This is a genomic window from Bradyrhizobium sp. MI1.4 (assembly GCF_055811315.1).
In genome coordinates this window covers 126,350-151,290 of the sequence record NZ_JBVVPP010000006.1, presented here as the reverse complement: position 1 = coordinate 151,290, position 24,941 = coordinate 126,350, and the positions used below count along the sequence as shown (strand labels likewise).

Here is a 24,941-nt window from a genome sequence, read left to right as displayed (position 1 = left end):
ATTCCGCGGCTTGGAATTGCGGTAACGGCGTCCCTCCACGGCGCTAAAACGCAATACTTGACAGTGGAAAGATTGCCTTGTTGGTATGGCTCCCAACTTCGATGTGACCGCCAACAGAGGATCGTCTCGCAATGTCCATGCCTGCCTTGTTCAAGGGACGCCTGTCGATCCCCGTGATCGGTTCGCCGCTCTTCATCATCTCGGTGCCCGATCTCGTGATCGCGCAGTGCAAGGCGGGCGTGGTCGGCTCGTTTCCGTCGCTGAACGCGCGGCCGCCGGAGCTGCTTGACGAGTGGCTGGCGCGCATCACCGAAGAGCTCGCGGCCTATGATCGCGCGCATCCCGACAAGCCGTCGGCGCCGTTTGCGGTCAACCAGATCGTGCACAAGTCGAACAACCGGCTCGATCACGACATGCAGCTTTGCGCCAAGTACAAGGTGCCGATGATTATCTCCTCGCTCGGCGCACGCGAGGAGCTCAATCAGGCCGTGCACGGCTGGGGCGGCATCGTCTTCCACGATGTGATCAACCAGAAGTTTGCGCACAAGGCGATCGAGAAGGGCGCCGACGGCCTGATCCTGGTCGCCGCGGGCGCCGGCGGCCATGCCGGCACGATCTCGCCATTGGCGTTCGTCGCCGAGACGCGAAAATGGTTCGACGGCCCGATCGCGCTGTCGGGCGCGATCGGCAACGGCAAGGCGATCCGCGCCGCGCGCATACTTGGCGCCGACTTTGCCTATATCGGCTCGGCCTTCATCGCCACCAAGGAAGCCAATGCGGTCGACAAATACAAGGAGATGATCGCGGGCGCGACGGCTGACGACATCGTCTATTCCAACCTGTTCACCGGCGTGCACGGCAACTATCTGAAGCCGTCGATTCTCGCCGCCGGTATGGATCCGGAGAACCTGCCGACGTCAGATCCCTCCAAGATGAACTTCGGCACCGACGCCTCCGGCGAGCGCGCCAAGCCAAAAGCCTGGAAGGAAATCTGGGGTTCGGGCCAGGGCGTCGGCAGCATCGACGGCATCGTGCCAGCCGCCGAAATGATCGCGCGCTTCAAGAAGGAATACGACGAGGCGGTCGATCCGCCGTTGTGAACTTCGCCGGGACGACAGCTTTTGCTCAGCACCGAATGTGCATCACGGAGAAACGATGCCCCCCATCTACCGCGTCGATGGCGACAGCGTCGTCACCAGCCCGGATGCCGCGGGCCCGTGGGACCGGCGTATGCAGCACGGTTCGGCGCCGGCCGCGCTGGTGACGTGGGCGGCTGAGCGCATTCCGACGCCAGTTGCAATGGACATCGCGCGCGTCACCATCGACCTGATGCGCCCGGTGCCGGTGGCACCACTCACGATCGCGACCGAGATCTTGCGCGAGGGCCGCAAGATCCAGCTCTGCGGAGTCAAGCTGCTCGCCGACGGCGTCCAGGTGGTCGGCGCCACCGTGCTCAAGATCAAGCGCCAGGCGCTGACGCTGCCCGAGCACGTCAAGGCGCTGCCGGTTACGCTGCCGTCGCCGGAGGACTCGCTGCTCGAGGACGGTCATGCCGCTACCAGCCCGTTCGTACGTTCAGTCTCGATGCGCGCTGCGCGCGGCCGCTTCGGGCAAGCCGGCGCCGGCGCGATCTGGTTTCGCGTCGACCATCCCCTGATCGCGGGCGAACCGCTCTCCCAGGCGATGCGCGCCGTGGTCGCGGCCGATTTTTCCAACGGCACCGCCTCGTCGCTCGATTTCCGCGCCTGGACCTACATCAACGCTGACCTCACCGTGAGCTTTGCGCGCCAGCCGGTCGGCGAATGGATCCTGCTCGACGGTGATTCCTGGATCGGCCCCGATGGTGCCGGGCTTGCGATGTCGCGGCTCGCCGACCGGCAGGGCTATTTCGGCCGAGCCGTGCAAAGCCTGGTGATCGAGAAGCGGTGAGGCACCTTATCTATCCCACCATCCGGCCCCGCCCGCTCCAAAAGCTCGCGCGCAGCATCTTCTTGTCGACCTTGCCGACGCCGGTCATCGGGAGTTGCTTGACGAACTGGATCTGCTTCGGTGCATGAGCCGAGCCTTTTCGCGTCTTCACCAGATTGATCAGTTCATCGGCGTCAGGTTTTGCGCCTTCGCGCAGGACGACGACAGCGGTCACGGCCTCGCCCCATTTCTCGTCGGGGATGCCGACGACCGCAACCATGGCCACATCGGCGTGCTGTGACAGCACGTCTTCGATTTCCCGCGGAAAGATGTTGAAGCCGCCGGAGACGATCATGTCCTTCTTGCGGTCGAGGATGAACATGTAGCCGCGATCGTCCTTACGAGCGATGTCGCCGGTGTGCACCCAGCCGTTCTTGAGCGTCTCGGCGGTGGTGTCGGGCCGCTTCCAGTACTCCGCCATCGCATGCGGAGCGCGCACGCAGATTTCGCCGGCCTCGCCCGTCTTCACCTCCTGGTCGTTGTCGTCGAGGATCTTGACCTCGCACGCCGCGATCGGGAAGCCACAGGACAGGAACAGTTCGGGCGTTTTGGGATCGTGATCCGCCTTGCGCAGCACCGAGATTGGGTAGCATTCGGTCTGGCCGTAGAGCTGCGAGAACACCGGCCCGATCCGTTCGATGCCCTCGACCAGCCGGCTCGGCGACATCGCGGAGGCGCCGTAGAGCACCAGCTCGAGCGAGGAGAGGTCGGTCCTGCTCAATGCGGGATGATCGAGCAGCACATAGACCATGGTCGGCACGAACAGCGTGAAGTTGATGCGCTCGCGTGCGATAGTCCCCAGCACCGCCTCGGGATCGAAACCCTTCAGCATGTGCACGGTGCCGCCCCGCATCAAGGTCGGTAGCACTTTCGTGCCGGCGACATGGCTGATCGGTGCCACCGCGAGGTAGCGCGCGCCATCGGGAATCTCGAAGTCGGCGAGGATCGCGGCCGCGGCTCCGGCATTTTCGCGGTGGTAGCGCAACGCGCCCTTGGATTTGCCGGTGGTGCCACCGGTGTAATTCAGCGTGGAGAGGTCGTCGGGTCGGGCGAGGCAATGCGCGCTGGCATGGCCTTCGATCTCGATCGCCTGCAAGAGATCGACGCCATAGTTGGCCGGTCCCGTGGTGAACACCGCCTTGAGCCAGGTCGCCTGCGCGGCGAGCTCGCCGCCGCGATCGTGGAAGGCGGCCGCATCGACCACCAGCACCTCGGCCTCGGAATCCTCGAGCTGGAACATCTGGTCTCCCGGCGATCCCAAAGGATGCAGCCAGGTGACGCAGAGCCGCGACAATTGCGCGGCAACGCCGGCGCACCAGGTGTCGGCGCGGTTCGCGGTGAGGAAGGCGACCCGCGCGCCGGGCTGCAATCCAAGCCGCATGAACACGCCCTGGATGTGCCCGATCAGGTCGATGGTGCCCTGATAGCTCAGCGATCCGCCGGGCCACGCGAACGCGGTTCGGCCCGGATAGCGCGACAGCGCCCGCAGCGCCTGCGCGCAAGTCGGGGACGATGCATGGAGCGGATCGGACATATGTTTCCTCGCTGCTTTGTCATCGGCTTCCGGCGTGCCAATGTTTACCGCGACGCTAGCACAGGGAATGCGGGATGGAACGACTAAGCCCGCGCGAGGGAGGCACGCGTGACGTCAGATCGGCTGCAACATTTCCACGGTCGTCTCGCCCTGCCGCTGATTGCCGCGCCGATGTTTCTGGTCTCGGGCGTCGAGCTCATGGTCGCGGCCTGCCGCAACGGCGTGATCGGCAGCTTCCCCACCGCGAATTGCCGTAGCACCGAACAACTCGATGAATGGCTCACCGACATCGAAGCGCGGCTGCGGTGGCATGAAGATCAAACCGGCCGAAAGGCCGCGCCGCTTTGCCCAAACCTGATCGTGCACCGCTCCAATGCACGGCTGGAGCAGGATCTCGCCGTGTTGCTGCACCACAGGCCGGAGATCGTCATCACCTCGGTCGGCTCGCCCACGACGGTGCTCAAGCCGCTGCACGACGTCGGCGCATTGGTGCTTGCGGATGTTGCCTCGATCCGCCACGCCGAACGCGCGGCGGAAGCAGGTGCCGACGGGCTCGTGCTGCTTACCGCCGGCGCGGGCGGGCAAACCGGCTGGCTCAACCCGTTCGCCTTCGTCCGCGCGGTGCGTGCGTTCTACGATGGCATCGTCGTGCTCGCGGGGGGCATCAGCGACGGCCACGCATTGCGCGCGGCCGAAGTGCTCGGCTGCGATCTCGGCTACATGGGTACGAAGTTCATCGCGACGCGGGAGAGCATGGCGGATGAGCGTCACAAGCAAATGCTGGTCGACGGCAGCGCGGACGACATCTTGCTGACCACCGCGTTCACGGGCCTGCAGACCAGCATGCTCAAGCCGTCGATCCTGGCAGCCGGTCTCGACCCCGACGATCTGCCGGCGCGCGGTGCAATCGACGTCGGCAAGGACATCGACGTCAACGCGCGCGAGAGCCGCCCCGAGCGCTGGCGCGATATCTGGAGCGGCGGGCATTCGATATCGGGTGTAACCGAAGTGATGGAGGCCAACGATCTCGTCGCGCGGACGGTCGCGGAGTATCGAGAGGCGGGTGGCCGCCTCTCCCCGTAAAAACCCGGAGACCGACAGGGCCCGTCGCCTCCATCACAGTTAATCGAGCGCTCCTTAGAAGCGGTCACTTAACGGCAGATTAACCATCGATCGCCCAGAATCCCCTCAGGCGCCAATCAGGACCGAGAGGGACAGGCGATGGACTTCGACTTTCTCAACGCCAAGACGGCGGCTTCGCTGGACGAAATTCGCGTTCGCGTGGCCCATGCGCTGGCCCGCCACCCGCTGTGCCGCAATGTTCGCTTCGACATCGTCAGCGTCCCCCGCACCCGCCGGGGCGGCAATTGGACGGTGGCGCTGCAATCGGTCGAGCCGCGTGGAGTCTGGGAGGCCTCGGAGATCGTGGCCGACATCCAGGACGCTTACGATCTGGCGCTAGCTGCTTGATTTTGTTGACCTTTCCAGATGATGTCGCCGCAGTCCGCGCGATTGCCGCCGCGATGGCACGGTTAAGCCTTAATTTTCGCCCAGTTTGCGGGCAGTGATCACGTGGACTTGAAGCCGGTTGCGGAGAGACGTTTGTCGAAAGCCATCACCATCGTCGTGCTGACCTGCTTCCTCGTCCTCGGCGCCGCCACCACCGCCATTCTCGGCCGCGACAGCGTGCCCAGCGTCAGCGCCGAAATGATCACGCAGGCGCCGGCGCCCAAGCTGCTTGCAACCAATCGGGCCGCCAAGGCCGACCGTCTGGTTCCGACGCTGGCGCTAGCCTCGGCCGCCATCGACCCGGTTCAGGTTCCGGCGGACAAGCTCTCGCAAATGCCCGTGCTGACCGAGCCGCTGCGTCAGGCGTTTGCCGCCGCCACGCCATCCGATTTCCCGATGCCCAAGGCGAGCGTGAACGAGGCTCCGGCCGCTGCAGAGATTCCTGCCGTCGAAGTCCCGGCCAAGCCGAAGGTCGTCGCCAAGCCGCAGCCGCAGAAATCCTATTCGCTGTTGTCCGACGTACAGATTGCGGGCATCAGGGACCGTCTGAAGTTGTCGTCGTCGCAGGAATATTACTGGCCGTCGGTCGAGACCGCGCTGCGCAACGTTGTCCGCAAGATCTCGGCAAACAAGCTGTCCAATCCGAACGTGCAGGGCGTGCCGATCGATCCCAATTGCGACGAGGTCCAGCAGTTGAAGTCGGCCGCGATGCCGCTGCTGTTCCAGCTGCGTGACGACCAGAAAGAGGAAGTGCGCAAGCTCGCCCGCATCATTGGGCTCGAGAAGGTGGCGCAGCAGATCTGACGCGCAAGTTCCTTCCGGAACTGCGGCTATATCGGGAACATCCTGCAATTGACAAGCGTTGCCCGCTCCAAAGAGGGAGTGGACCAATGCGCGCCTCGACAGCCTATTTCGTCGGTGCAGGAACCATCGTCGCAGCCATCGCCATTGGTCTCGGCGGCGGCATTGTCGCCGGCAATATCATGAATCCGGTCTCGCCCAAGCAGGGGCCTGATACCAGCAAGATCGCGCAGCGCGCTGACGCCAAGCCCGCCACGACGGAAGCGCCATCCGAGCGGCTGCAATATCTCACCGGCTCGCAAGCCTTCGGCGCCATGGTCGCCGCGCCAGCGCAGGCCGAAGCCAAATCCGACGCCAAGGCCGAGTCCAAGCCTGAGGCAAAGTCCGAAGCGGTGAAGCCCGACACGCAGACCACTCAAGCCAACGCTGAACAGCCAGCGCAACAGCCTTCGCAGGCGGCAGCGGTGGAGCCCCCGAAACCGCCACCGGCGTCGCCTCCGCAAGTCGCAAAGCCTGCCGAGCGGCAAGCATCGACAGAGCCGTCATCCTCATCCGACAACGCCTATGCCAAGGCCAGGGATTCTGACGTCAAGCGCGCCACGTCTGAACGGCGCCGGACGGAGCGCCGTGAGCGCTGGGCCGAGCGCCGCCACTACGATTTCCGCGAGCCGCGTGGGATGCGCGACCGCACCGATTGGGACGACGTCGCGCGCAACATCCGCGAAGATGCCGATGCGCGCGAGGTCCCGAGCAGGCCGCGCGGCGGCTTTCCGCAGATCAGGCTATTCGGCGACGACGATTAGCGTCCATCCTCGCCGTCGTGCGCGCGCCCGACCTATGACCGGCGCATCGACGTCTATGGCCTGACGGCTTTGACGCCGCCGAGATTTGTGTTGTGGACGCGAGCACTCACCCGCCGTGTGACTCCACGACCTTGCGGCAGCCGTCCGAAAGCTTCGACTTGTTCTCGCGCAGGCAGGCATTCATCTGTGGCGGCTTGCCGATATGTTCGGCGCAGAATTTGTTCGCGTCGCTTCGGCAGGTCATCTGCTCCTGCGGCGTCGGACCGGATTGCGCAGCGGCGTTCTGGGCGGTAGCGGCGAGCAGCAGCACGGCAAGAACCGAGATCTTCATAAAACACCTCCTTGGGAATGTCGTTGGTCCCGCCTGGGATCAAGCGGGCCGGACCATCTCGCGAGCGCCGGGCGCAGGTCCATGCCATGTTCATGGCATCGGCCAGCCCGTCCCGCCGCCGTACCCCCATTTTCATGGCATGTATCAGCGCGCCGTCTTTTGTCATTCAGGCTGCACGTCGGCCGCGAGACCCGGTGATTGCATCGGGACGCCGAACGGGAAGCAGGAGAGCAAGATGTCGAAAAGAGCGGGAGCGCTGAGCGCCGGGCTGACAATTTTGGCGCTGGCAGGTGCGGCGACGGTCTCGCTGGGCACGAGCCCGGCGCAGGCGGTGGTCTATTGCAAGACGGTCGGCATACCCAAGGGCTGCGTGGTGCGGCCGAGAGCGGCAGTGGTCGCTGCGCCGGCCGCCGCAGTCGCGGTCGCGACACCCGGGGTCGGTGCGCCCGGTGTCGGCGTGCGTGCGGGCACGCCGATGAATCGCGGTGGTCCGGTCAATCGCGTCGGCGTGCGCTGAGAAAGACGAAAGAGTTCGGGCGAAGGAGCATTGCGGACGAACCCCCGTCTTCCGCAGGCAAATCATCCGGCCCGTCCCTCTCTCCGCGCGTCCCACACGTTCGGAGAGGGGGCTTTTCAGCCGACGGCGGCACCGCTGTCGGGGAAAATCTGCGGCAATTGCAGCCGCACGCGCGTGCCTGAGGAATCCGAGCTCAGATCGAGCATCGCCCCGCAGCGCGCGGCACGGCTCCTCATGTTGCGAAGCCCCCGCGCGGTCTGGCCCGCGTCGGTGGCTCTGCCGCTGCCGACCGGCGCAGAACCGTTCGCAAAGCCCTTGCCATCATCCGCGACCTTGATCACACCGAACGGCCCCTGACCTTCGTCGACCGTCTCGATGGTGACCGCGATGCGGCGGGCCTGTGCGTGCTTGACCGCATTGGTCACGGCCTCGTCGAGGATGCGCACGATCTGGATGACATGCCATGGCCTGAGCTCGGGATGCAGCGGCAGCCCCTGCGGCGTGGCCACGTGCCAGTCGAGCGCGATGTCGTGCGGTCGCAATTGCGCGGTCGCTCGCTCGCGCCAGGAGCCGAGTGCGAGCATCAGGTCGCCGCCGATGTCGTCCATGGAGTCGATGACGAGGCGGAGGTCCTTCAGCGCCGCACGGGCAGCGTCGGTGATGGTCGCGCCCTCGTGCCCGCGCTCGGACAGTGCCACGATGCTGATGAGCTGGCCGCCGAGGCCGTCATGCAGGTCGCGCATCAGCCGCGTGCGCTCATTGGCGAGCGCGGCTGCCCTTGCGCGCTCCTCCTCGCGGGCAAAGCTCGCCTTCAGCCGCTCCTCGGCCTCACGTACGCGCGTCACGAGCTGGTCGGCAAAGCTGTCGACCTGGTTCAGCGCGCGCGCGAACCGCCAGGTCAAGCCGGCGCCGATCGCGACCAGCATCGCCGAGTAGGACAGGCGCGAGAGGAAGATGCGCTCGTCGGTCACGATCTCGAACACCGACAGCATGTCGTGGACCCAGCAGATCAGCACGATGGTCACCGCGCAGCCGAGCGTGAAGCTTGCCGCGTCCTGCCGCCGCACCACCGCGGCAGCGGTGACGCAGGCCATTAGGAGCAGGCAGAGACCGACGGTAGGAATGCCAAGCAGGAGAAACAGAATGCGCGGCAGCGGCGGGCCGGCGATCAGTCCGACGCCGAACACGACGAGCCCCGGCGCGAACAGCAGCATGCCGTAGCGCGGCCAGCGCCAGCCGAAGAACAGCACGCCGAAGACGACGACCAGGGCGCTCTCGATCGGTGCGGACGCGAGCAATACCGCGGCGAGCCGGGACGTGTTGAGGGGGGGCACCGGTGGCGGCGCAAAGGCCTGCACTACGCCGAGTACCATCGCCACGGCCAGCACGCCGTAAACCGGCTCGCGGCGGCGCATCAGCCACATGATCGCCAGGATGACGGCGAGGATCGACTGCCAGGCGGAGAACACCACGGGCAACGTGACGAACATCAGCGTGCGTGTCTCGTAGGCCGGCCGCAAGGCCGCATCCGGCCCGACATAGACGGTGTCGAGAAAGCCCTTGAGCGGTCCCCAAACCAACAGCCGTACCGCGATCTCGTTCGCGCCCTCGCGCAGCAGCGAGGACGGGATCGCCCCGATCTGCGGAGTGTTGCGGTCGGGCCGGTTGGCGTTGGCATCGCGTCGGGAATCCAGGATGACGACGCCGTTGATTGAGACTTCCACCGCGTTGCTGAAGCGCGGCAGGAATACCGACCATCCCGACGCGACATCGCCGCGGCGGAACGTGAAGGCGCCGGTGTAGAGCGGCGGGTCGGCCAGGGAATAGCGTGACGACGTGAAAATGCGGCAGCGTCACGGGACGTGCCACGCCGTCCTCGCGCAGCGAGAATTCGCTCAGCGCAAAGTCGTCGGGGTCGCTGGGCTGGAGCAGCCGCAGCCCGAGGACGGTCGCGACCACTATCAGCGCCTGCAGCAGCAGATAGGGCACGAGACGCGAGACCAGCAGCCGGCGCCGCCCGGGTTTGACCGGTGCCTTGGCCACGATCTCGCTCACAGCTTGATCAGGCCCTGCTGCACCGCTTCGAACACCGCTTCGCTGCGGGTGTGCACTTCGAGCTTGCGATAGATGTTCTTGATGTGGCCGGGCACGGTCTGCCGGGACAGGCCGAGATGGCTTGCGATCTCGGCGTAGCTGAAACCTTTGGCAATGCCCCAGAGGATGTCGATCTCGCGTGGGGTGAGCCTTGCGGTGTTGAGCGCGGGGCCCGGCGGAGGCTCGGCCGCATTCTGCGCGGAACCTTGCGTCCTGCGCACGATGAAGCGGGCGATCGAGGCCGAGATCGGCGAATGGCCGGCGACAAGATCGCGCACGGTGGTGGCGATATCAGTGGGGAACGCATCCTTCAGGAGATAGCCGGTGGCGCCAACCGTGATCGCGGAGATCACACTTTCTTCGTCGCCGAGCGCCGAGATCACCATGATCTCGGTGTCGGGAAAGCGTTGCCTTGTCTCGCGGATCAGCTCGACGCCGTGGCCGTCGGGCAGCCGCAGATCGGTGAGCAGCACGCGCGGCACAGCCGCGCTCAGCGCCGAACGAGCCTCTCCCAGCGTACCGGCGCTTCGCACCTCGTAGCCGGCCTTGACCAGCGCGTCCTGGAGCCGCCAGCAGGTCGGCGCGTCGTCCTCGACGAGGAGGATGGTGATGGCTTCACCCGTCTCGCCCTGTTCGGTCATGATCATCGTCGTCCTGCACCGCGTGTCCCCCGCGGCGCAGGGCCAAGTTTAGCCGCGGTGCGGGCGCCGCGACACCCATAATCATGGGGGCGCAAGGCATCGGTCTGGCGTTCCCGACGCGATGCCTACTGCTTCGTCGCACTGGCTCGTCCGGCGGCATGGGCGGGCCCGGCAGTCGCTGCACCAGATGCGCGCGGTACCGGCATTGTTCTTGTAGAACTGCTGATACGGCTCCTTGATCACGTCGAGCTTCGTCGGCCGCAGTCATGCCGCCGGAGGTTTGGCCTGACGCCCACGGCGGCACCGGGAAGTGAGATAGGCCACAGACGGGTTGACTTACGGGAGGAGACCCTCGAAATCATCCCGGAGCCAGCCTAGGGCCCTTGACGGATTGAAGCCTGCACCATGGTCGGATTGATCCTCCCGGCTCCGATGTCACGCCTGCAGCGTCTGGCCGGCCGTGTTGCGCTGGCGATTGCTCTGATGCTGGCAGCGGCGACGACCGCGCAGGCCGACAAGCGAGTGGCGCTGGTCCTTGGTGTGTCCAACTACCAGAGCGTCGCGCGGCTGGCCAATCCTGACAACGACGCCGCCGCCATCAGCGACGTGTTCAAGCGGATGGGGTTCGATATCGTGGAGCTTCGCCGCGATCTCGGCGTCATCGAGATGCGGCGGGCGGTGCGCGATTTTGCTGCGGTTGCCGCGGATTCCGACATGGCCGTGGTCTATTACGCCGGTCACGGCATCGAGGTGAACGGCGCGAATTTCCTGATTCCGGCAGATGCCAGGCTGCAGAGCGATTTCGACGTCGAGGACGAGGCGGTTCCGCTGGACCGGATTCTCCAGGCGATAAATCCGGCGAAGCGGCTGCGGCTCGTCATCCTCGATGCCTGCCGCGACAATCCGTTTGCAGAGCGGATGACACGCAGTGTCGCCACGCGTTCGATGGGCCGCGGCCTCGCCAAGATCGAGCCCGCCACGGCGGATACGCTGATTGCGTTCGCCGCCAAGGCCGGCGCGGTCGCCGGCGACGGCGACGGTGCGCACAGCCCGTTTGCGACCGCGCTCCTCAATCATTTGGCGACATCGGGCCTCGACCTTCGCCTGACGCTTGGCCGGGTTCGCGACGAGGTGCTCAAGAGCACGGGGCGGCGGCAGGAGCCCTTCGTCTACGGATCGCTCGGCGGCGACACCGTGGCGCTGGTGCCGCCGGTTGCATCGCCGATCGATCCGAACGCGGGAGCCCGGCGGGATTATGAGCTTGCAGCGCAGGCCGGCACCAAGCAGGCCTGGCTTTCCTTTCTCGCCGTTCATGCCACCGGCATCTATGCCAACTTTGCGCATGCGGCGCTCGACAAGCTCGAGGCCGCAGAAAAAATCAGCGAAAACGCCGATGCCGTACAGCGGCAGGCTGAGCAGCAGGTCCGGCAGAAGAGCGACGATTTCAGGAAACAGATCGAGGAGCAGGCGGCGCGTGAGACGGAACGGGCCACGCAGCAGATCTCCGAGCAGGCCCGGCGCGATCTGGAGAAGGAGCGCCAACGCATCGCCGAGCAGGCCAAGCGCGAGCTCGACGATGCCCGGCGGCAGGTTGCGGAGGCGCGCCGGCAGGCGGAGGACGCGGCCCTTCAGGTCGAGCAGGCGATGAAGCAGGCCGCGCTGGAGGCGCAGCAACAGATCGAGGCGGTGAAGCGCGAGGCAGACCGGCGCGAGAAGGAGCGCCAGGCTACGCTTGCCGCTCTGACCCCGCCCGCCGCGCCCGCTGCTGCTCTCGCCGTGGCGCCGACTAGCGTGCCAGCGATGGATCCTGCGGACATCGCCCGCTTGCTCCAGGCGCACCTGAAGCGTGTCGGTTGCGATCCCGGTGCGGCCGATGGCGCCTGGACTGCACCGTCGCAAAAGGCGCTCGACAGCTTCAACAGATATGCCGGTACGAAATTCGACGTGAAGGTCGCAAGCCTCGACGCGCTCGATGCGGTGCGCGCCCGGCCCGATCGCATCTGCCCGCTGGTTTGTGCGAGGGGGCAAAAGGCGGTTGGCGACCGCTGCGTCCAGATCGTCTGTGACAACAAATTCGTGCTGGACGCCCAGGGCGTGTGCCAGCGGCGTCCCGATCCGTCGCCCCAGAAACCAAAGGCGGTGTCCCGCCACGAACCGAGCCCGCGCGCGCCGTCTGCTCCGGCCAGCAGCGAGGGCGGCAAATGTCATACCTATGGCGGAAAACAGTACTGCCAGTGATGCGGCGTTGCTCGCCCTGGGTTGACGGGGTGGCGAGATCCTCGCGTCCGTCCAGGATGGCCCCTCTACGAAGCCTCTGCCCGCGGCGGCGGATATCGCCGGGCCAGCGCCGACAACGGCAAGTGTCGCTCGCCCTCAGGTAGCTCGAGATAGGCGAGCACGAGCGGCCGTTTCCAGTCACCGACGCCGAAATCCATCGCCATCCATTTCTGCGGTTCGGGGCCCTCAAGACCGCGCACCCAGACGAAATAGCGGGGGAGATCGTCGGCTTCCGTTTCCGTCACGCGTCTCCTGGCCATCAAAGCTGCTCGCTGTATCGTTACGTGTTGCCACACGATATGGGGACTGGCCTGGCAAAGTCGAACCGTCGAGGGAGGGGATGCCGGGAAGCACGCGGCCCTCTCCTGGCGAAGTGTCCGAAGGATGCGAGCCGTACATCCGCGAGGAAGCTCCGATTTGATCTTTCGATACTGTCCTTCTAGCCTCACGGTGACGTCTCCCGCGCACGGGTGGTGCGAACGCAAGGGTTTGTTCAGTGAGGATTCTGATTGTCGAGGACGATGCCGCCATGGCGCGCGGCCTTGCCGAGCGGCTCAAGCTGTCCGGGTTCGCCGTCGATATCGAGTCTGACGGGGCTTCGGCGGCGCAGACCGCCTTGCTGGAACCCTACAGCCTCATCATTCTGGACATCAACTTGCCGAACGTGTCGGGTTTCGGCGTCCTGCACAAGATACGGCAAGCCGGGTCGACCGTTCCGGTCATGATTCTGACTGCCCGTTACGCGACCGGCGATAAGGTCAGCGGGCTCGATCTCGGCGCTGACGATTATCTCTCCAAGCCATTTGATATCGCCGAATTTGATGCCCGCGTTCGCGCGCTCGTGAGAAGGGGACAGGGGCTTCCAAATCCAACCTTGATCTGTGGCCCGCTCGCGTTCGACCGCGCCGCGGGCACGATTACACTGAGCGGCCGGCCGCTTGAATTGCGACGGCGCGAGTTTGCCGTGCTGGAAGTGCTGATGACCCGCGCCGGCAAAGTCGTCTCCAAGGAGCGCCTGATCGCGGAGGTATTTGGCTTCGACGAGGCGGTAGCGCCGAACGCGGCGGAACTCTACGTTGGTCGCGTTCGCCAGAAACTCGGTCCTGACGGGCCGCGGATCCGAACCGTCCGCGGGCTAGGCTATCTGCTGGAGGTACAGTGATCGCCACCTGGCGGCCGTCGTTGAGGCGAACGCTCCTCACCAATCTGGTGGCGCCCGCCATTGTATTGGCGATGGTGCTTGGAATCGGCGGTATGTTGCTGATCCAGCGCGTTGTGCAGACAGTTCATGACCGGTTGCTCGATGGGTCGGTTCTCGCCATCGCCGAACGCGTCGGCGTGGAAGATGGCGAACTGACGGTCGACTTGCCGCAGGTTGCGCTCGGCATGCTGGAAAGCCAGTCGCACGACAGCATCTATTACAGCGTGACTTACCTCGGCGAATTGATCACCGGTTACAAGGATCTTCCACTATCCGGCTTCGATCGATTGAAGGCTGGCGAAACCGGCCATCGCGATGGCGCGTATCGCGGCAAAACGGTTCGTATCGGCGCGCAGGCGCGGCAGGTCTACGGCAGGCCGGAGCTGGTCCTCGTCGCAGTGGCCGAAACGGTGCAGGCGCGCCGCGTCGTCGAACGTGAAATGCTGATCGGACTGGCGATGCTCGAGGCCGGGTTGATTAGCCTCATCGCTTGCCTCGGCTGGTACGCCGTCGATCGAGGCCTGAGGCCGCTTGGCGAACTCAAGCAAGAAATCGACGCGCGCGGTATTCAGGGCGGTCCAAATCTCAGTCCGCTCGACCTTTCCCGGGTGCCGCAGGAAGCTTTAGCACCGGCGCTCGCGGTAAATTCCCTGCTACAGCGGCTGGATCTGGCCATCGGACTGGTGCGCCGATTCACAGCCGATGCCTCGCATCAGATGCGAACCCCATTGGCGATACTGCGGACGCATCTCGATCTGGTGCGACGCCTGGGGTCGGAAACCCCGGCGGGCCAATCTGCCCTCGACGAGGTCGATAACGCCATCAACCGCCTTGAACGGCTGCTCGGGCAGCTCGTGACACTGGCACGGGCCGACGAGCAGAACATTGCGCAACCGGCCGCGGAGAACGTTGACCTGAATGAGGTCGCCTTCAATGTCCTGTCGGAGCGTGCCCCACAGGCTTTCGCGAACGACATCGACGTCCAGTTCGATCGATCCGACTGTCCCGCGGTCATCGCCGGCAATACGGTCCTGATTGGCGAATTGCTGGCAAACCTGATCGACAATGCGATCCGCTACAACCGCCCCGGGGGGATGGTCCTGGTTCGCGCGGTTGTTGACGCCACGACCGCGCGAATTGAAGTCGAGGATACCGGTCCGGGAATTCCGGAGGCCCATCGGGCCCGCGTTTTCGAGCGTTTTTATCGGATTCCGATGGCGAACGGCCCTGCAGGCAGTGGTCTTGGACTAGCCATCGTGAAAGCCTTGTCGGACCGTCTCGGGGCCCAAATCGTGCTTGCACCTGGCCCGGAAGGCCGGGGTCTGCGGGTTTCCGTGAGCTTTCCTCTTGCCAAGCGTGATGGTGAAAGCTCAAGTTGAGGCCGGATTGTGCGCTGCCGTACGAATGGCTGCGGTCCTGAACAAACTGAAGTCCGCAAAGCGGCTCATGGACGAGGAAACGTCACGATGGCGGCTGCCAAAGCCTTGGCCTTGTGCGTTGGGATCTTGCTGACGTGGCCTGCCATGTCGGAGCAGGCGCAGCTCGGCCCTCTCAAAGGGCAAGCATCCGCTATCGCCGGAGCTCGAGAGCAGCTCAACATCGTATCGACGACCCAGGACGCGGACGTCGCCGACTTGCTTGCCGATTTCCGGGCAAGTCATCCGGACATCGAGATCGTCCATACAAAGATCAACTCGAACGATATCTACAATCAAGTCGTGGATCCCTCGACCTCCAGCGCAGCACCCGGAGACATTGTCTGGAGCTCCGCGATGGATCTGCAGATCAAGCTCGTCAATGACGGCTATGCTCAACCCTATGTCTCGAAGGAAATTGCGCATATCCCGGATTGGGCCATCTGGAAAGACGAAGCCTATGCCATCACGGCGGAGCCGATTGTCATTGTTTATAACAAGAACCTCGTTGCGGAGTCCGATGTACCCCGAACCCGCACTGACCTGAAGAGCCTTCTAAGCCGAAAGCCTGACATCTATCGAGGTAAGATCGCAACCTATGACCCGGAGCAGAGCGGGACCGGTTTCCTGTTCATCACGCGCGATGCCGGAATCACCAGGACAACGTGGGATTTGGTCCGTGCGTTTGGCAGCGCCGGTATCAAGCTCTATTCGACCACCGGAACGGTGCTTGATCGGATTTCATCCGGCGAACATCTGCTCGCCTACAATATGATAGGGTCTTACGCGATCGAACGGGCCAAGGAAGATGCCTCTATCGGAATCGTGTTTCCTGCCGACTACATCACCTTGATGTCGCGAATAGCCTTTATACCCGTCACCGCGCCCCACCCGGAATCGGCGAAATTGTTTCTTGATTACCTGCTTTCAGAACGCGGCCAGAAATTTCTCCTGGCCCGGTCAGTCGGTCCTGTGCGCCTCGGTCTCGGCGCGGAAGGCGTGATACCTGCGGATCGCAGCGGCGCAGTCAAGCCGATCCATATTGGTGCAGAATTGCTCACCTATCTCGATCAATCGAAACGAGCGAGCTTCCTCAAAGAGTGGCGCCGCGCGTTGCAGGATCGATAGAAATCCAGGGATCTGGATTTCAGACGGAATAACATCCGAGAGAAGCCCCCCATATCTGCCGGCTCATCAAGCGCGTCGTCTTCAAACCGATTTTCTTGCGGAGTGCGGCAGCGACAGGTTGGTGACAGGCAGCTGATATACGATGAGGCAGCAATCGTAGCTTGAACGATCGCTCCTCGCGTATCGGTCAATCCGGCCGCGATCAAGTTTGCAACACCTGCAAGACGGGTGAACAAGACAAAAAAACATAAACGATAAAAGGGAGGACGGCATGACGGTTACCACCGGACAGTCGAAGCTTGGCATGGTGCTCCGCGTCACCAGTGGCAACTTTCTTGAGATGTTCGACTTCTTTCTGTCGGGCGTCTACGCGTCGTACATCGCCAAGGCATTCTTCCCACTCGAAAATGAATACGCGTCACTGCTGCTGACCTTCGTTGCGTTTGGCGCAGGCTTTCTGATGCGCCCGCTCGGCGCCATCATCCTCGGCGCCTACGTGGATCGGATCGGCCGGCGCCAAGGCCTGATCGTTACACTGTCGATCATGGCTGCCGGCACGGTGCTCATCGCGTTCGTGCCAAGTTACGCAACCATTGGCATATTGGCCCCGATCCTCGTCTTGATCGGACGCCTGCTGCAAGGCTTCTCGGCTGGCGTCGAGCTTGGTGGGGTTTCCGTCTATCTCTCGGAAATGGCCACACCGGGAAAGAAGGGTTTTTACGCCAGCTGGCAATCGGCAAGTCAACAGGTCGCGATCATCGTCTCGGCCTCGCTGGGTTTCGCTCTCAATGCATGGCTTGCACCGGCGCAGCTTGACGATTGGGGCTGGCGTATTCCGTTCTTCATCGGCTGCCTGATCGTTCCTTTCGTATTCTTCATTCGACGCTCGCTGCAGGAAACCGATGAATTCCTGGCGCGGAAGCATCATCCGACACCCCGCGAGATCTATCGCTCCATCCTCGCAAACTGGAGCATTGTGCTTGCCGGGATGATGATGGTGATCATGACCACGGTGTCGTTCTACCTCATTACCGTCTACACGCCGACATTCGGCAAATCGGTCCTCAAGCTGACCGCGGCCGATGGCCTGATCGTGACGATTTGCGTGGGAATATCGAACTTCATCTGGCTTCCCATCATGGGCTCGTTGTCCGATCGGATTGGTCGTCGGCCGATCCTCATCGCCTTTTCGACTTTGGCATTTCTGACTGCATATCCCGCGCTTTCCTGGTTGGCCGCAGGCCCGACGTTCCCGAAGATGCTGACGGTCCTACTTTGGTTGTCTTTCATCTACGCCAGCTACAACGGCGCGATGATCGTCGCATTGACCGAAGTCATGCCGGTGGGTGTGCGAACGTCGGGATTCTCCCTCGCATATAGTCTGGCAACGACGTTCGGCGGGTTTACGGCAGCGATCTGCACCTGGCTGATCGCTGCCACTGGTGACAATGCGTCGCCGGGATATTGGATGAGCGCGGCAGCGCTCTGTGGTCTGGCCGGGACGTACCTCGTTTACAGGCCGCAACAACGACGCGCGCTATCCGGCGCCAATTCGGTCGAGACGGTGATAGGGACGTGACCACCAAAGTGCTCGATGACGTCGACCGTCATCGAGCAAGCACAGTCCTCGAATAATTGCATCGAAGGAAATTGCCGATGAGCGTGACGATCGTCGTGCGCAGGCGAGTTGCGCTAAGCTTGCTGATTGTCTTGGCGGCCGCGGCTGGAATCGCCAAGGCGTCCGAAGTCAGGGTCATGATCTCGGGAGGCTTGGCGACGCCTTATAAGGAGCTCGTACCGCAATTTGAACGCGCGACGGGAAATACGGTCGTCACGGCCTATGGCCCCTCGATGGGAACGACGGAGAACGCCATCCCCGTGCGACTGGCACGCGGCGAGGCGGCGGACGTGCTCATCATGGTCGGCGACGCGCTTGGCGAGATGATCGAGCAGGGCAGGGCGGTCAGAACCAGCCGCGTCGACCTGGTACGCTCGCCGATCGGGATCGCGGTACGCGCCGGAACGCCAAAGCCTGATATCGGTACTCCTGACGCATTGAAGCAGGCACTGTTGAACGCGAAGTCAGTTGCATACTCCGACAGCGCCAGCGGCGTCTATGTGGGCACCGAGCTGTTCAAGCGTCTCGGGATCGCCGCCGAGATGAAGGACAAGGCCAAAATGATTCCGGCGGAGCCGGTCGCGAGTGTTGTTGCACGCGGTGACGCCGAACTCGGCTTTCAACAGATCAGTGAACTTCTGCCGATCGCTGGAGCCGACCTTGTCGGGCCGCTCCCGCCAGACGTCCAGAAAATCACGATCTTTTCTGCAGGCATAACCTCCGGTGCCAGTCAGCCGGAAGCCGGACGGGCTCTGATTGCCTTCCTCGCTTCCGCTGCTGCTGCTCCGGCCCTGAAAAAAGCGGGTCTCGATCCCTTTGCAGCATCGGAGAAATAGACCGCTTCAGATCTGCGCGAGGCGGACGATTCCAGCGAAGGGGGACTTGATAATGAAGCAGTATCTCAACAGCTTCGGCGCACGCCAGACACTTGTCGTCGGTGCAAAGAGCTACGCCTACTATTCGCTTGCCGCAGCGGAAAAGAATGGCCTTCCCAGCATCTCCAGAAGCTCGCGATCGAGATCCGCGAGTCCGATGGTGCGAATAAGGCCATCATACCCTTGACCTGCCGCATCGATACGCTCGACGAGCTCGAATATTTCCGCAACGGCGGAATTTTTCAATACGTCCTGCGCCAACTCGCTGCCTGACCGTCAACCCGAAACGAGGACGCCATGCCAACGAATTCCGCGCCGCTACCGAGGATCGAAGCGGAAACCATGCGCCGCATTACATGGCGCCTGCTTCCGTTTTTCATGGTGTGCTATTTCATTTCATACGTTGACCGCGTCAATGCCGGGTTTGCGGCCCTGCAAATGAACAAGGATCTGGGCCTGACGCAGGCTGCCTTCGGGGCGGGCGGGGCGCTGTTCTATATCGCCTACATTCTTTTCGAGGTCCCCAGTAATCTGGCGATGCAGAAAGTTGGCGCGCGGATCTGGATCGCGCGCATTATGATCACATGGGGGATAGTCGGTATTCTCTCCGCTTTTGCGGTAGGGCCGATTACTTTTTATCTGAGCCGCTTCTTGTTGGGTGCAGCGGAGGCCGGGTTCTTTCCTGGTGTGATCCTGTATCTGACCTTCTGGTTTCCGGCGGCCTATCGCGCACGGATCGTTGCGGTTTTCATGGTGGCGATACCGCTATCGAGCTTTTTGGGATCGCCAATATCCGGCGCTTTGCTGGCGATGGATGGCGTGCTCGGCCTTCGTGGTTGGCAATGGCTTTTCATCGTTGAAGCCATTCCGGCCGTCCTGCTCGGCCTGGTCTCGTTCTTCGGGCTTCCGAACAAACCCGCTGATGCAAAATGGCTCGAGCCGGAGGCGCGCAATTGGCTCGACGCGCGCCTGCAGTCGGAACGATCGATGGCGAAGCAGGTCGGCCACATGTCGCTGTGGCAAATTCTGACCAACAAATATGTGCTCATCCTCGGTTTGATCTATGCGGGAAGCTCGGCCACGAGCAACGCGTTGTCGCTGTGGCAGCCTCAGATCGTGAAATCGTTCGGGATGTCCAACATGGAGACCGGCTTCCTGAATGCCATCCCATTTGGCATCGCCTCCGTTGCGATGATCTTTTGGGGAAGATATTCGGACAGGTCGAACGCCCATGCCCAAAACACCGCAATACCACTTGCGTTATGCGCAACGGCGCTGCTTGCGACCATGCTCACGAGCTCATTACCCGTGACGCTTGCTATTCTGAGCGTGGTCTTGATCGGTAATTATTCGATCAAGGGACCATTCTGGGCCCTGGCGACTGGGACACTCTCTCCGGCAACTGCTGCGGCCGGAATTGCCGGCATCAATACCCTGTCGCACATCGGCACTTCTGGCGCGGTGTGGCTGCTCGGCGTCATTAAGGAGGCGACGGGTAGCTTCCCCATGGCCTTGATACCGCTGGCTTTGCTTCAAATCGCCGGGATCATCGCGGTGCTTTGGATCAGCAAGCAGGAAACGCTACCCGCCACCTCCGCCGCAAGCCCCGTACATTGAGTGCAAGGCAGCATGTCTGACATTCACAAAACCCCGCGGCTCTCATCTTCGAGGACATAGTAATGCCTGCTCAATCCAAAACGAAGCGGCCCGCTACGCTCATTCCAGGCGATGGTATCGGCCCCGAGATCGTGAAATCGGCCGTCGACATTCTCGAAGCGCTCGGCTCTCCATTCGAATGGGACATCCAGCAGGGTGGCCTGGCCGCGATCGAGGAAAGCCGTGATCCGCTGCCGCAGGCGACGCTGGACAGCATCCGACGTACGCGGCTCGCCCTGAAGGGCCCGCTAACGACGCCGGTGGGGGGAGGATTCCGCTCGATCAATGTTCGTCTGCGCGAAGAATTCGGCCTTTACGCCAATTTGCGGCCGGTTCGAAGCATGGTTCCCGGAGGACGATTCGACGAAATCGATATCGTGCTGGTGCGCGAGAACCTCGGCGGGCTCTATGTCGCTTTCGAACACTATATTCCAATTGGGGAAGATCCGCACGCGGTCGCCATTTCGACCGGGGTCAATACGCGTGAAGGATCGCGCAAGATCATCGAATTCGCATTCGACTACGCGCTCAAGAACGGTCGCAAGAAGGTGACCGTCGTGCACAAGGCCAACGTGCTGAAGGCGCTGACCGGCATCTTTCTCGAGGTCGGTCACGAGGTTGCAAAGAAGTACGAGGGCAGGGTCAAGATGGACGATCGCATCGTCGATGCCACGGCGATGCAGCTCGTCATGAATCCCTGGCAGTTCGACGTCATCGTCACTACCAATTTGTTCGGTGACATCCTGTCGGATCAGCTCGCCGGTCTGGTCGGCGGCCTCGGCATGGCGCCCGGCGCCAACATCGGTCCGGATGCGGCGATCTTCGAGGCCGTGCACGGCTCGGCACCGGATATTGCCGGCAAGGGAATCGCCAATCCGCTCGCTTTATTGCTGGCGGTCGGGCTGATGCTGGAGCACATTGATCAGCCTGATCTCGCAAACCGTCTTAGAACGGCAATTGATCAGGTCTTGCGCGAGGACGGCGTTCGCACGCCCGATCTGGGCGGCAAAGCGTCCACTGGCGACTTCACTCAAAGCATCATCCGTCGATTGGGAGGGTAAGCAAATGACCGCTGTTGCTGCATCGCACCCGGCAATCCCCGCTGACAGCACGGCGCAAAAGCTGTCGCGTATCAAGGCGATTGTGGCTGCGTCGTCCGGAAATCTGGTCGAGTGGTACGACTTCTATGCTTACGCATTTACCTCGATCTATTTCGCGGCGGCGTTCTTCCCGTCTGGCGACCAGACCAGCCAGTTGCTGGCGACGGCCGGCATTTTCGCCGTAGGGTTCTTCATGCGGCCGCTCGGTGGCTGGCTGTTCGGCTGGATCGCCGATGCGCATGGCCGCAAGAATTCGATGGTGCTGTCGGTGCTGCTGATGTGCGCGGGATCGCTGATGATCGGAATGCTCCCCACGTACCAAACAATCGGCGCCGCGGCGCCGGCGCTCCTACTGTTTGCGCGCATGGCACAAGGCCTGTCGGTCGGCGGGGAATATGGAACGGCGGCAACTTATATGAGCGAGATTGCCGGCAAGGGCAACCGCGGGTTCTATTCGTCATTCCAGTATGTCACGCTCATCGGCGGGCAACTTCTCGCACTCCTCGTTGTCGTGGTTCTGCAGCAAACCTTGTCGCTCGACGAGCTGAAGGAATGGGGATGGCGGGTGCCTTTCCTGTTCGGCGCCGTCGCGGCCGTTGTGGCGTTGTATCTCCGCCGCTCGTTGCAGGAGACGGCCTCGGCGGAGACCATGCACCGCAAGGAGGCAGGTTCTCTCTCCGGCCTCTGGCATCATAAGCGCGCGCTGCTGATCGTTCTCGCATTCACGATCGGCGGATCGCTATTTTTCTATACGTTTACGACCTACATGCAGAAATTCCTGGTCAACAGCGTGAAGCTGGATGCCAAGACGGTCAGCTCGATCATGACCGCTGCCCTGATCGCCTTCATGCTGCTGCAACCGGTGTTCGGGGCGCTATCGGACAGGATCGGCCGGCGCAACAACATGATCCTGTTCAGCGCATGCGCTACCCTCGCTGCGGTGCCGCTATTGATGGCATTGTCCAGCACCACCAACGTCTACGCCGTTTTTGGCCTGATCATGATCGGTCTTGTGATTGCGTGCTTCTATACCTCGATCAGTGGCGTCGTGAAGGCCGAACTGTTTCCGCCCGAGGTGCGCGCCCTAGGCGTCGGACTTCCCTACGCGATTGCCAATGCGATGTTCGGCGGAACGGCGGAATATGTTGCATTGTCGCTGAAATCGTCCGGATACGAAACCCTGTTCTTCTGGTACGTCGCGGCGATGGCGCTGGTCGCCCTGGTCGCGTCGCTCTGGATGCCGGATACGCGGACGCGAGGCTATCTCGACGGCGATGGCCGGATCTGAACTGAAACACGACGGCCCCGTCATGCCTGCGACGGCGTCCGGAGAGCATTGAATTCGAATGGGAGAGACGCGCTGATGGCCAAGGGATCAGATTTGTTGGTTGCCGCACTCGAGAACGAGGGCGTCGACCGAATTTTCGGCGTTCCCGGCGAGGAGAACCTCGATGTCGTGGAAAGCTTGCGCAACTCGTCGATCAAGCTGATCCTGACACGCCACGAGCAGGGCGCGGCCTTCATGGCCGCGACTTATGGACGGCTGACCGGCAAGCCCGGCGTGTGCATCACCACGCTTGGCCCTGGCGCATTGAACCTGACGACTGGCGCCGCCTACGCGCTGCTCGGCGCCATGCCCATGATCATGCTCACGGGCCAGAAGGGCATCATGAGCAGCCGACAGGCCAAATTCCAGATCGTCGATGTGGTTAGCGCTTTCAAACCGTTGACCAAGCTGTCGCTCCAGATCGTCAGCACAAGCGGCATTCCGACAATCGTTCGCGATGCCTTCCGGATCGCCATGGAAGAGCGTCCGGGTCCGGTTCTTCTGGAACTGCCCGAGGACATCGCGGGCGAGGAATCCGAAGACGTCGCGATGGTGGCGCCGCATCCGATCGAGATCCCGGTCGCCCATCGTGCCTCGCTGGATCGCGCTGCCGACATGATCCTCAAGGCCAAGCGGCCCTTGATCATGCTCGGCGCCGCCGCGTCCCGGCCGCGCAGCACGGCCGGCATCGGCGGCTTCGTCCGCCGCACGAAAATTCCGTTCTTCACCACACAAATGGGCAAGGGAACGGTACCCGGCGGCAGCAACCTCTACATGGGGACGGCTGCACTCAGCGAGCGCGATTACGTTCATGAAGCGGTCGACCGAGCCGATCTGATTATTGCCATAGGTCACGACACCATCGAAAAGCCGCCCTTCATCATGGGCCCCAAAGGTCCTCAAGTCATCCACGTCAGCTACACGCCGGCCAACGTGGAGCGGGTCTACTTTCCGCAGTGCGAAGTGGTCGGCGATGTTGGACCGAGCCTGGAGTTGCTGGCCGATCGTCTCGAGGGGCGGCTGCATCATGCCGGCGCGCTGTTAAGCCTTCGCGAAAGTATCCTGGCCCGGATCGGCGATCGCGCGACCGAGGACCGTTGGCCCCCGACGCCGCAACGCATCGTGCACGATGTGCGAAAGGTCATCCCTGAAGACGGCGTCGTCGCGCTGGATAACGGGATGTACAAGATCTGGTTCGCCCGCAACTACCGCACCTATGTGGCGAACACGCTGCTGCTGGACAATGCCCTCGCGACAATGGGCGCCGGGCTGCCATCCGCCATGATGGCGGCGATGCTGCATCCGGAACGCCGCGTGCTCGCGGTCTGCGGCGACGGCGGCTTCATGATGAATTCGCAGGAGATGGAAACCGCGGTTCGCCTTAAATTGAATCTCGTCGTGCTGATCCTGGAAGATTCGGCCTATGGCATGATCCGCTGGAAACAGGCGGTCGATAGTTTCCCGGACTTTGGCCTCACGTTCGGGAATCCGGATTTCGTCAAATACGCCGAGAGCTACGGCGCGAAAGGCTCGCGGGTCGAAAGCACGGATTCGTTGATTCCGACGCTCGAAAACGCTTTCAAAGGTGGCGGTGTGCACCTCGTCGTCGTGCCGATCGACTACAGCGAAAATACCCGCGTGCTCGTGGATGAACTTCGCGAGAAGCTGAAGCAGGTTATTGAGCCGACCGTGTGAGCCGTCGGCGAGGGCCGATTGATGAGCTGAGCTGAAATTGGCGTGGTCGCAAGCGCCGGCAATGGAGAGTGCAATGAGTGAGCAGATCAACGAGCAGGCTGAGAAGATGCGGGAAATGGCGCAGACCACGCTGGACAAGGCGAAAGAGGCTGTGTCGAAATACATAACCGAATCCCAGAAGTTGAGAGAGAAGGCCGATTCCAGCGTTCGCTCAACCTATTCGGCGGCGAAGGAGATGAACGAAAGAGCCGTCGCGTTCGCCGAGGAAAATGTGGCTTCGGGCTTCGAGCTTGCGCAACGGCTGTTGCATGCCAAGGACCCGCAGGAAATGGGTGCAGTTTATCAGAGCCATCTCAAGGAGCAGATGGAAAAAATGAACGCGCAGTTTCGCGAGCTTGCAAGTGCAATGAACCAGCCGTCGACTGTTGACCTGAATAAGTAGCGCCGGTCG

23 protein-coding genes and 1 pseudogene are annotated in these 24,941 nt (G+C 62.7%); 18 read left to right on the top strand and 6 right to left on the bottom strand.

Going from position 1 to position 24,941, the window contains the following annotated elements; translation table 11 throughout:
* Positions 1–131: 131 nt before the first annotated feature.
* Entirely contained in the window at positions 132–1,100 is a 969-nt protein-coding gene (locus AC0L23_RS09445; RefSeq protein WP_018453149.1) for an NAD(P)H-dependent flavin oxidoreductase, read from the top strand.
* 55 nt (positions 1,101–1,155) lie between these two features.
* Positions 1,156–1,929, top strand: a complete 774-nt coding sequence (locus tag AC0L23_RS09440; RefSeq protein ID WP_085350797.1) for a thioesterase family protein — start codon at positions 1,156–1,158, stop codon at positions 1,927–1,929.
* Between the two features lie 10 nt (positions 1,930–1,939).
* Here AC0L23_RS09440 and AC0L23_RS09435 read toward each other — a convergent pair whose 3' ends face one another.
* Positions 1,940–3,502, bottom strand: coding sequence for an AMP-binding protein (locus AC0L23_RS09435; protein WP_085350796.1), 1,563 nt, complete (start codon positions 3,500–3,502; stop codon positions 1,940–1,942).
* 108 nt (positions 3,503–3,610) lie between these two features.
* On the opposite strand from AC0L23_RS09435, the gene AC0L23_RS09430 reads away from it, so the two are divergent.
* The 4 genes from AC0L23_RS09430 (at position 3,611) to AC0L23_RS09415 (ending at position 6,615) form a co-directional block, all read left to right on the top strand.
* Positions 3,611–4,585, top strand: coding sequence for an NAD(P)H-dependent flavin oxidoreductase (locus AC0L23_RS09430; protein WP_085361115.1), 975 nt, complete (start codon positions 3,611–3,613; stop codon positions 4,583–4,585).
* A gap of 138 nt (positions 4,586–4,723) precedes the next feature.
* Positions 4,724–4,972, top strand: a complete 249-nt coding sequence (locus tag AC0L23_RS09425; protein WP_018453152.1) for a hypothetical protein — start codon at positions 4,724–4,726, stop codon at positions 4,970–4,972.
* A gap of 132 nt (positions 4,973–5,104) precedes the next feature.
* A complete protein-coding gene (locus AC0L23_RS09420; RefSeq protein ID WP_018453153.1) occupies positions 5,105–5,815 on the top strand; it encodes a hypothetical protein in 711 nt (236 codons plus the stop codon).
* Between the two features lie 86 nt (positions 5,816–5,901).
* Positions 5,902–6,615 carry a hypothetical protein gene (locus tag AC0L23_RS09415; protein WP_085350794.1) on the top strand — a complete coding sequence of 238 codons (714 nt, stop codon included), beginning with the start codon at positions 5,902–5,904 and terminating at the stop codon, positions 6,613–6,615.
* A gap of 106 nt (positions 6,616–6,721) precedes the next feature.
* On the opposite strand, the gene AC0L23_RS09410 is transcribed toward AC0L23_RS09415, so the two are convergent.
* Complete coding sequence (locus AC0L23_RS09410) at positions 6,722–6,946, bottom strand: cysteine rich repeat-containing protein (RefSeq protein ID WP_085350793.1); 225 nt, start codon at positions 6,944–6,946, stop codon at positions 6,722–6,724.
* A gap of 235 nt (positions 6,947–7,181) precedes the next feature.
* Between AC0L23_RS09410 and AC0L23_RS09405 the strand changes: the two genes are divergently transcribed.
* Positions 7,182–7,463, top strand: coding sequence for a hypothetical protein (locus tag AC0L23_RS09405; RefSeq protein ID WP_026232471.1), 282 nt, complete (start codon positions 7,182–7,184; stop codon positions 7,461–7,463).
* A gap of 116 nt (positions 7,464–7,579) precedes the next feature.
* Here the strand turns inward: AC0L23_RS09405 and AC0L23_RS09400 are convergent.
* Both AC0L23_RS09400 and AC0L23_RS09395 read right to left on the bottom strand, forming a co-directional pair.
* Positions 7,580–9,518: pseudogene (locus AC0L23_RS09400) on the bottom strand (sensor histidine kinase).
* The gene (locus tag AC0L23_RS09395; RefSeq protein WP_018453158.1) at positions 9,515–10,198 is read right to left on the bottom strand and encodes a response regulator; all 684 of its coding nucleotides are present in this window, start codon (positions 10,196–10,198) and stop codon (positions 9,515–9,517) included. Before AC0L23_RS09395 ends, AC0L23_RS09400 begins: the two are co-directional and overlap by 4 nt.
* Positions 10,199–10,603: 405 nt before the next feature.
* Here AC0L23_RS09395 and AC0L23_RS09390 point away from each other — a divergent pair, with 405 nt between their 5' ends.
* Positions 10,604–12,436, top strand: coding sequence for a caspase family protein (locus AC0L23_RS09390; protein ID WP_085361114.1), 1,833 nt, complete (start codon positions 10,604–10,606; stop codon positions 12,434–12,436).
* A 65-nt stretch (positions 12,437–12,501) separates the two neighbouring features.
* On the opposite strand, the gene AC0L23_RS09385 is transcribed toward AC0L23_RS09390, so the two are convergent.
* A complete protein-coding gene (locus tag AC0L23_RS09385; protein WP_026232472.1) occupies positions 12,502–12,735 on the bottom strand; it encodes a hypothetical protein in 234 nt (77 codons plus the stop codon).
* A gap of 236 nt (positions 12,736–12,971) precedes the next feature.
* Here AC0L23_RS09385 and AC0L23_RS09380 point away from each other — a divergent pair, with 236 nt between their 5' ends.
* The 5 genes from AC0L23_RS09380 to AC0L23_RS09360 all read left to right on the top strand — a co-directional run bounded on the left by AC0L23_RS09380 (position 12,972) and on the right by AC0L23_RS09360 (position 18,673).
* The gene (locus AC0L23_RS09380) at positions 12,972–13,637 is read left to right on the top strand and encodes a response regulator transcription factor (RefSeq protein WP_018453161.1); all 666 of its coding nucleotides are present in this window, start codon (positions 12,972–12,974) and stop codon (positions 13,635–13,637) included.
* Entirely contained in the window at positions 13,634–15,055 is a 1,422-nt protein-coding gene (locus AC0L23_RS09375) for a sensor histidine kinase (RefSeq protein ID WP_018453162.1), read from the top strand. The genes AC0L23_RS09380 and AC0L23_RS09375 overlap by 4 nt, the downstream gene beginning before the upstream one ends.
* Before the next feature lie 87 nt (positions 15,056–15,142).
* Positions 15,143–16,219, top strand: coding sequence for an ABC transporter substrate-binding protein (locus AC0L23_RS09370; RefSeq protein ID WP_085350789.1), 1,077 nt, complete (start codon positions 15,143–15,145; stop codon positions 16,217–16,219).
* A 271-nt stretch (positions 16,220–16,490) separates the two neighbouring features.
* Positions 16,491–17,798 (top strand): MFS transporter, encoded by a 1,308-nt coding sequence (gene tcuC, locus AC0L23_RS09365; RefSeq protein ID WP_018453164.1) that lies wholly within the window; start codon positions 16,491–16,493, stop codon positions 17,796–17,798.
* A gap of 77 nt (positions 17,799–17,875) precedes the next feature.
* Positions 17,876–18,673 carry a substrate-binding domain-containing protein gene (locus tag AC0L23_RS09360; RefSeq protein WP_018453165.1) on the top strand — a complete coding sequence of 266 codons (798 nt, stop codon included), beginning with the start codon at positions 17,876–17,878 and terminating at the stop codon, positions 18,671–18,673.
* Between the two features lie 120 nt (positions 18,674–18,793).
* Here AC0L23_RS09360 and AC0L23_RS09355 read toward each other — a convergent pair whose 3' ends face one another.
* A complete protein-coding gene (locus AC0L23_RS09355) occupies positions 18,794–18,973 on the bottom strand; it encodes a hypothetical protein (protein ID WP_143273402.1) in 180 nt (59 codons plus the stop codon).
* Between the two features lie 36 nt (positions 18,974–19,009).
* Here AC0L23_RS09355 and AC0L23_RS09350 point away from each other — a divergent pair, with 36 nt between their 5' ends.
* The 5 genes from AC0L23_RS09350 to AC0L23_RS09330 all read left to right on the top strand — a co-directional run bounded on the left by AC0L23_RS09350 (position 19,010) and on the right by AC0L23_RS09330 (position 24,932).
* The gene (locus AC0L23_RS09350; RefSeq protein ID WP_026232474.1) at positions 19,010–20,329 is read left to right on the top strand and encodes an MFS transporter; all 1,320 of its coding nucleotides are present in this window, start codon (positions 19,010–19,012) and stop codon (positions 20,327–20,329) included.
* A 62-nt stretch (positions 20,330–20,391) separates the two neighbouring features.
* Positions 20,392–21,429, top strand: a complete 1,038-nt coding sequence (locus tag AC0L23_RS09345; RefSeq protein ID WP_018453168.1) for an isocitrate/isopropylmalate dehydrogenase family protein — start codon at positions 20,392–20,394, stop codon at positions 21,427–21,429.
* Positions 21,430–21,433: 4 nt separating this feature from the next.
* A complete protein-coding gene (locus tag AC0L23_RS09340; protein WP_018453169.1) occupies positions 21,434–22,756 on the top strand; it encodes an MFS family transporter in 1,323 nt (440 codons plus the stop codon).
* Between the two features lie 75 nt (positions 22,757–22,831).
* A complete protein-coding gene (locus AC0L23_RS09335) occupies positions 22,832–24,490 on the top strand; it encodes an acetolactate synthase large subunit (RefSeq protein ID WP_018453170.1) in 1,659 nt (552 codons plus the stop codon).
* Positions 24,491–24,563: 73 nt separating this feature from the next.
* Entirely contained in the window at positions 24,564–24,932 is a 369-nt protein-coding gene (locus AC0L23_RS09330) for a phasin family protein (protein WP_143273907.1), read from the top strand.
* The last annotated feature ends 9 nt before the right edge of the window (positions 24,933–24,941 follow it).

Coding starts and splice junctions, on each gene's coding strand:
- AC0L23_RS09345 (WP_018453168.1), top strand. CDS start 20,392: ATGCCTGCTCAATCCAAAACGAAGCGGCCCGCTACGCTCATTCCAGGC.
- AC0L23_RS09330 (WP_143273907.1), top strand. CDS start 24,564: ATGAGTGAGCAGATCAACGAGCAGGCTGAGAAGATGCGGGAAATGGCG.
- AC0L23_RS09445 (WP_018453149.1), top strand. CDS start 132: ATGTCCATGCCTGCCTTGTTCAAGGGACGCCTGTCGATCCCCGTGATC.
- AC0L23_RS09370 (WP_085350789.1), top strand. CDS start 15,143: ATGGCGGCTGCCAAAGCCTTGGCCTTGTGCGTTGGGATCTTGCTGACG.
- AC0L23_RS09425 (WP_018453152.1), top strand. CDS start 4,724: ATGGACTTCGACTTTCTCAACGCCAAGACGGCGGCTTCGCTGGACGAA.
- tcuC (WP_018453164.1), top strand. CDS start 16,491: ATGACGGTTACCACCGGACAGTCGAAGCTTGGCATGGTGCTCCGCGTC.
- AC0L23_RS09435 (WP_085350796.1), bottom strand. CDS start 3,502: ATGTCCGATCCGCTCCATGCATCGTCCCCGACTTGCGCGCAGGCGCTG.
- AC0L23_RS09335 (WP_018453170.1), top strand. CDS start 22,832: ATGGCCAAGGGATCAGATTTGTTGGTTGCCGCACTCGAGAACGAGGGC.
- AC0L23_RS09385 (WP_026232472.1), bottom strand. CDS start 12,735: ATGGCCAGGAGACGCGTGACGGAAACGGAAGCCGACGATCTCCCCCGC.
- AC0L23_RS09360 (WP_018453165.1), top strand. CDS start 17,876: ATGAGCGTGACGATCGTCGTGCGCAGGCGAGTTGCGCTAAGCTTGCTG.
- AC0L23_RS09350 (WP_026232474.1), top strand. CDS start 19,010: ATGCCAACGAATTCCGCGCCGCTACCGAGGATCGAAGCGGAAACCATG.
- AC0L23_RS09440 (WP_085350797.1), top strand. CDS start 1,156: ATGCCCCCCATCTACCGCGTCGATGGCGACAGCGTCGTCACCAGCCCG.
- AC0L23_RS09410 (WP_085350793.1), bottom strand. CDS start 6,946: ATGAAGATCTCGGTTCTTGCCGTGCTGCTGCTCGCCGCTACCGCCCAG.
- AC0L23_RS09390 (WP_085361114.1), top strand. CDS start 10,604: ATGGTCGGATTGATCCTCCCGGCTCCGATGTCACGCCTGCAGCGTCTG.
- AC0L23_RS09340 (WP_018453169.1), top strand. CDS start 21,434: ATGACCGCTGTTGCTGCATCGCACCCGGCAATCCCCGCTGACAGCACG.
- AC0L23_RS09415 (WP_085350794.1), top strand. CDS start 5,902: ATGCGCGCCTCGACAGCCTATTTCGTCGGTGCAGGAACCATCGTCGCA.
- AC0L23_RS09395 (WP_018453158.1), bottom strand. CDS start 10,198: ATGACCGAACAGGGCGAGACGGGTGAAGCCATCACCATCCTCCTCGTC.
- AC0L23_RS09405 (WP_026232471.1), top strand. CDS start 7,182: ATGTCGAAAAGAGCGGGAGCGCTGAGCGCCGGGCTGACAATTTTGGCG.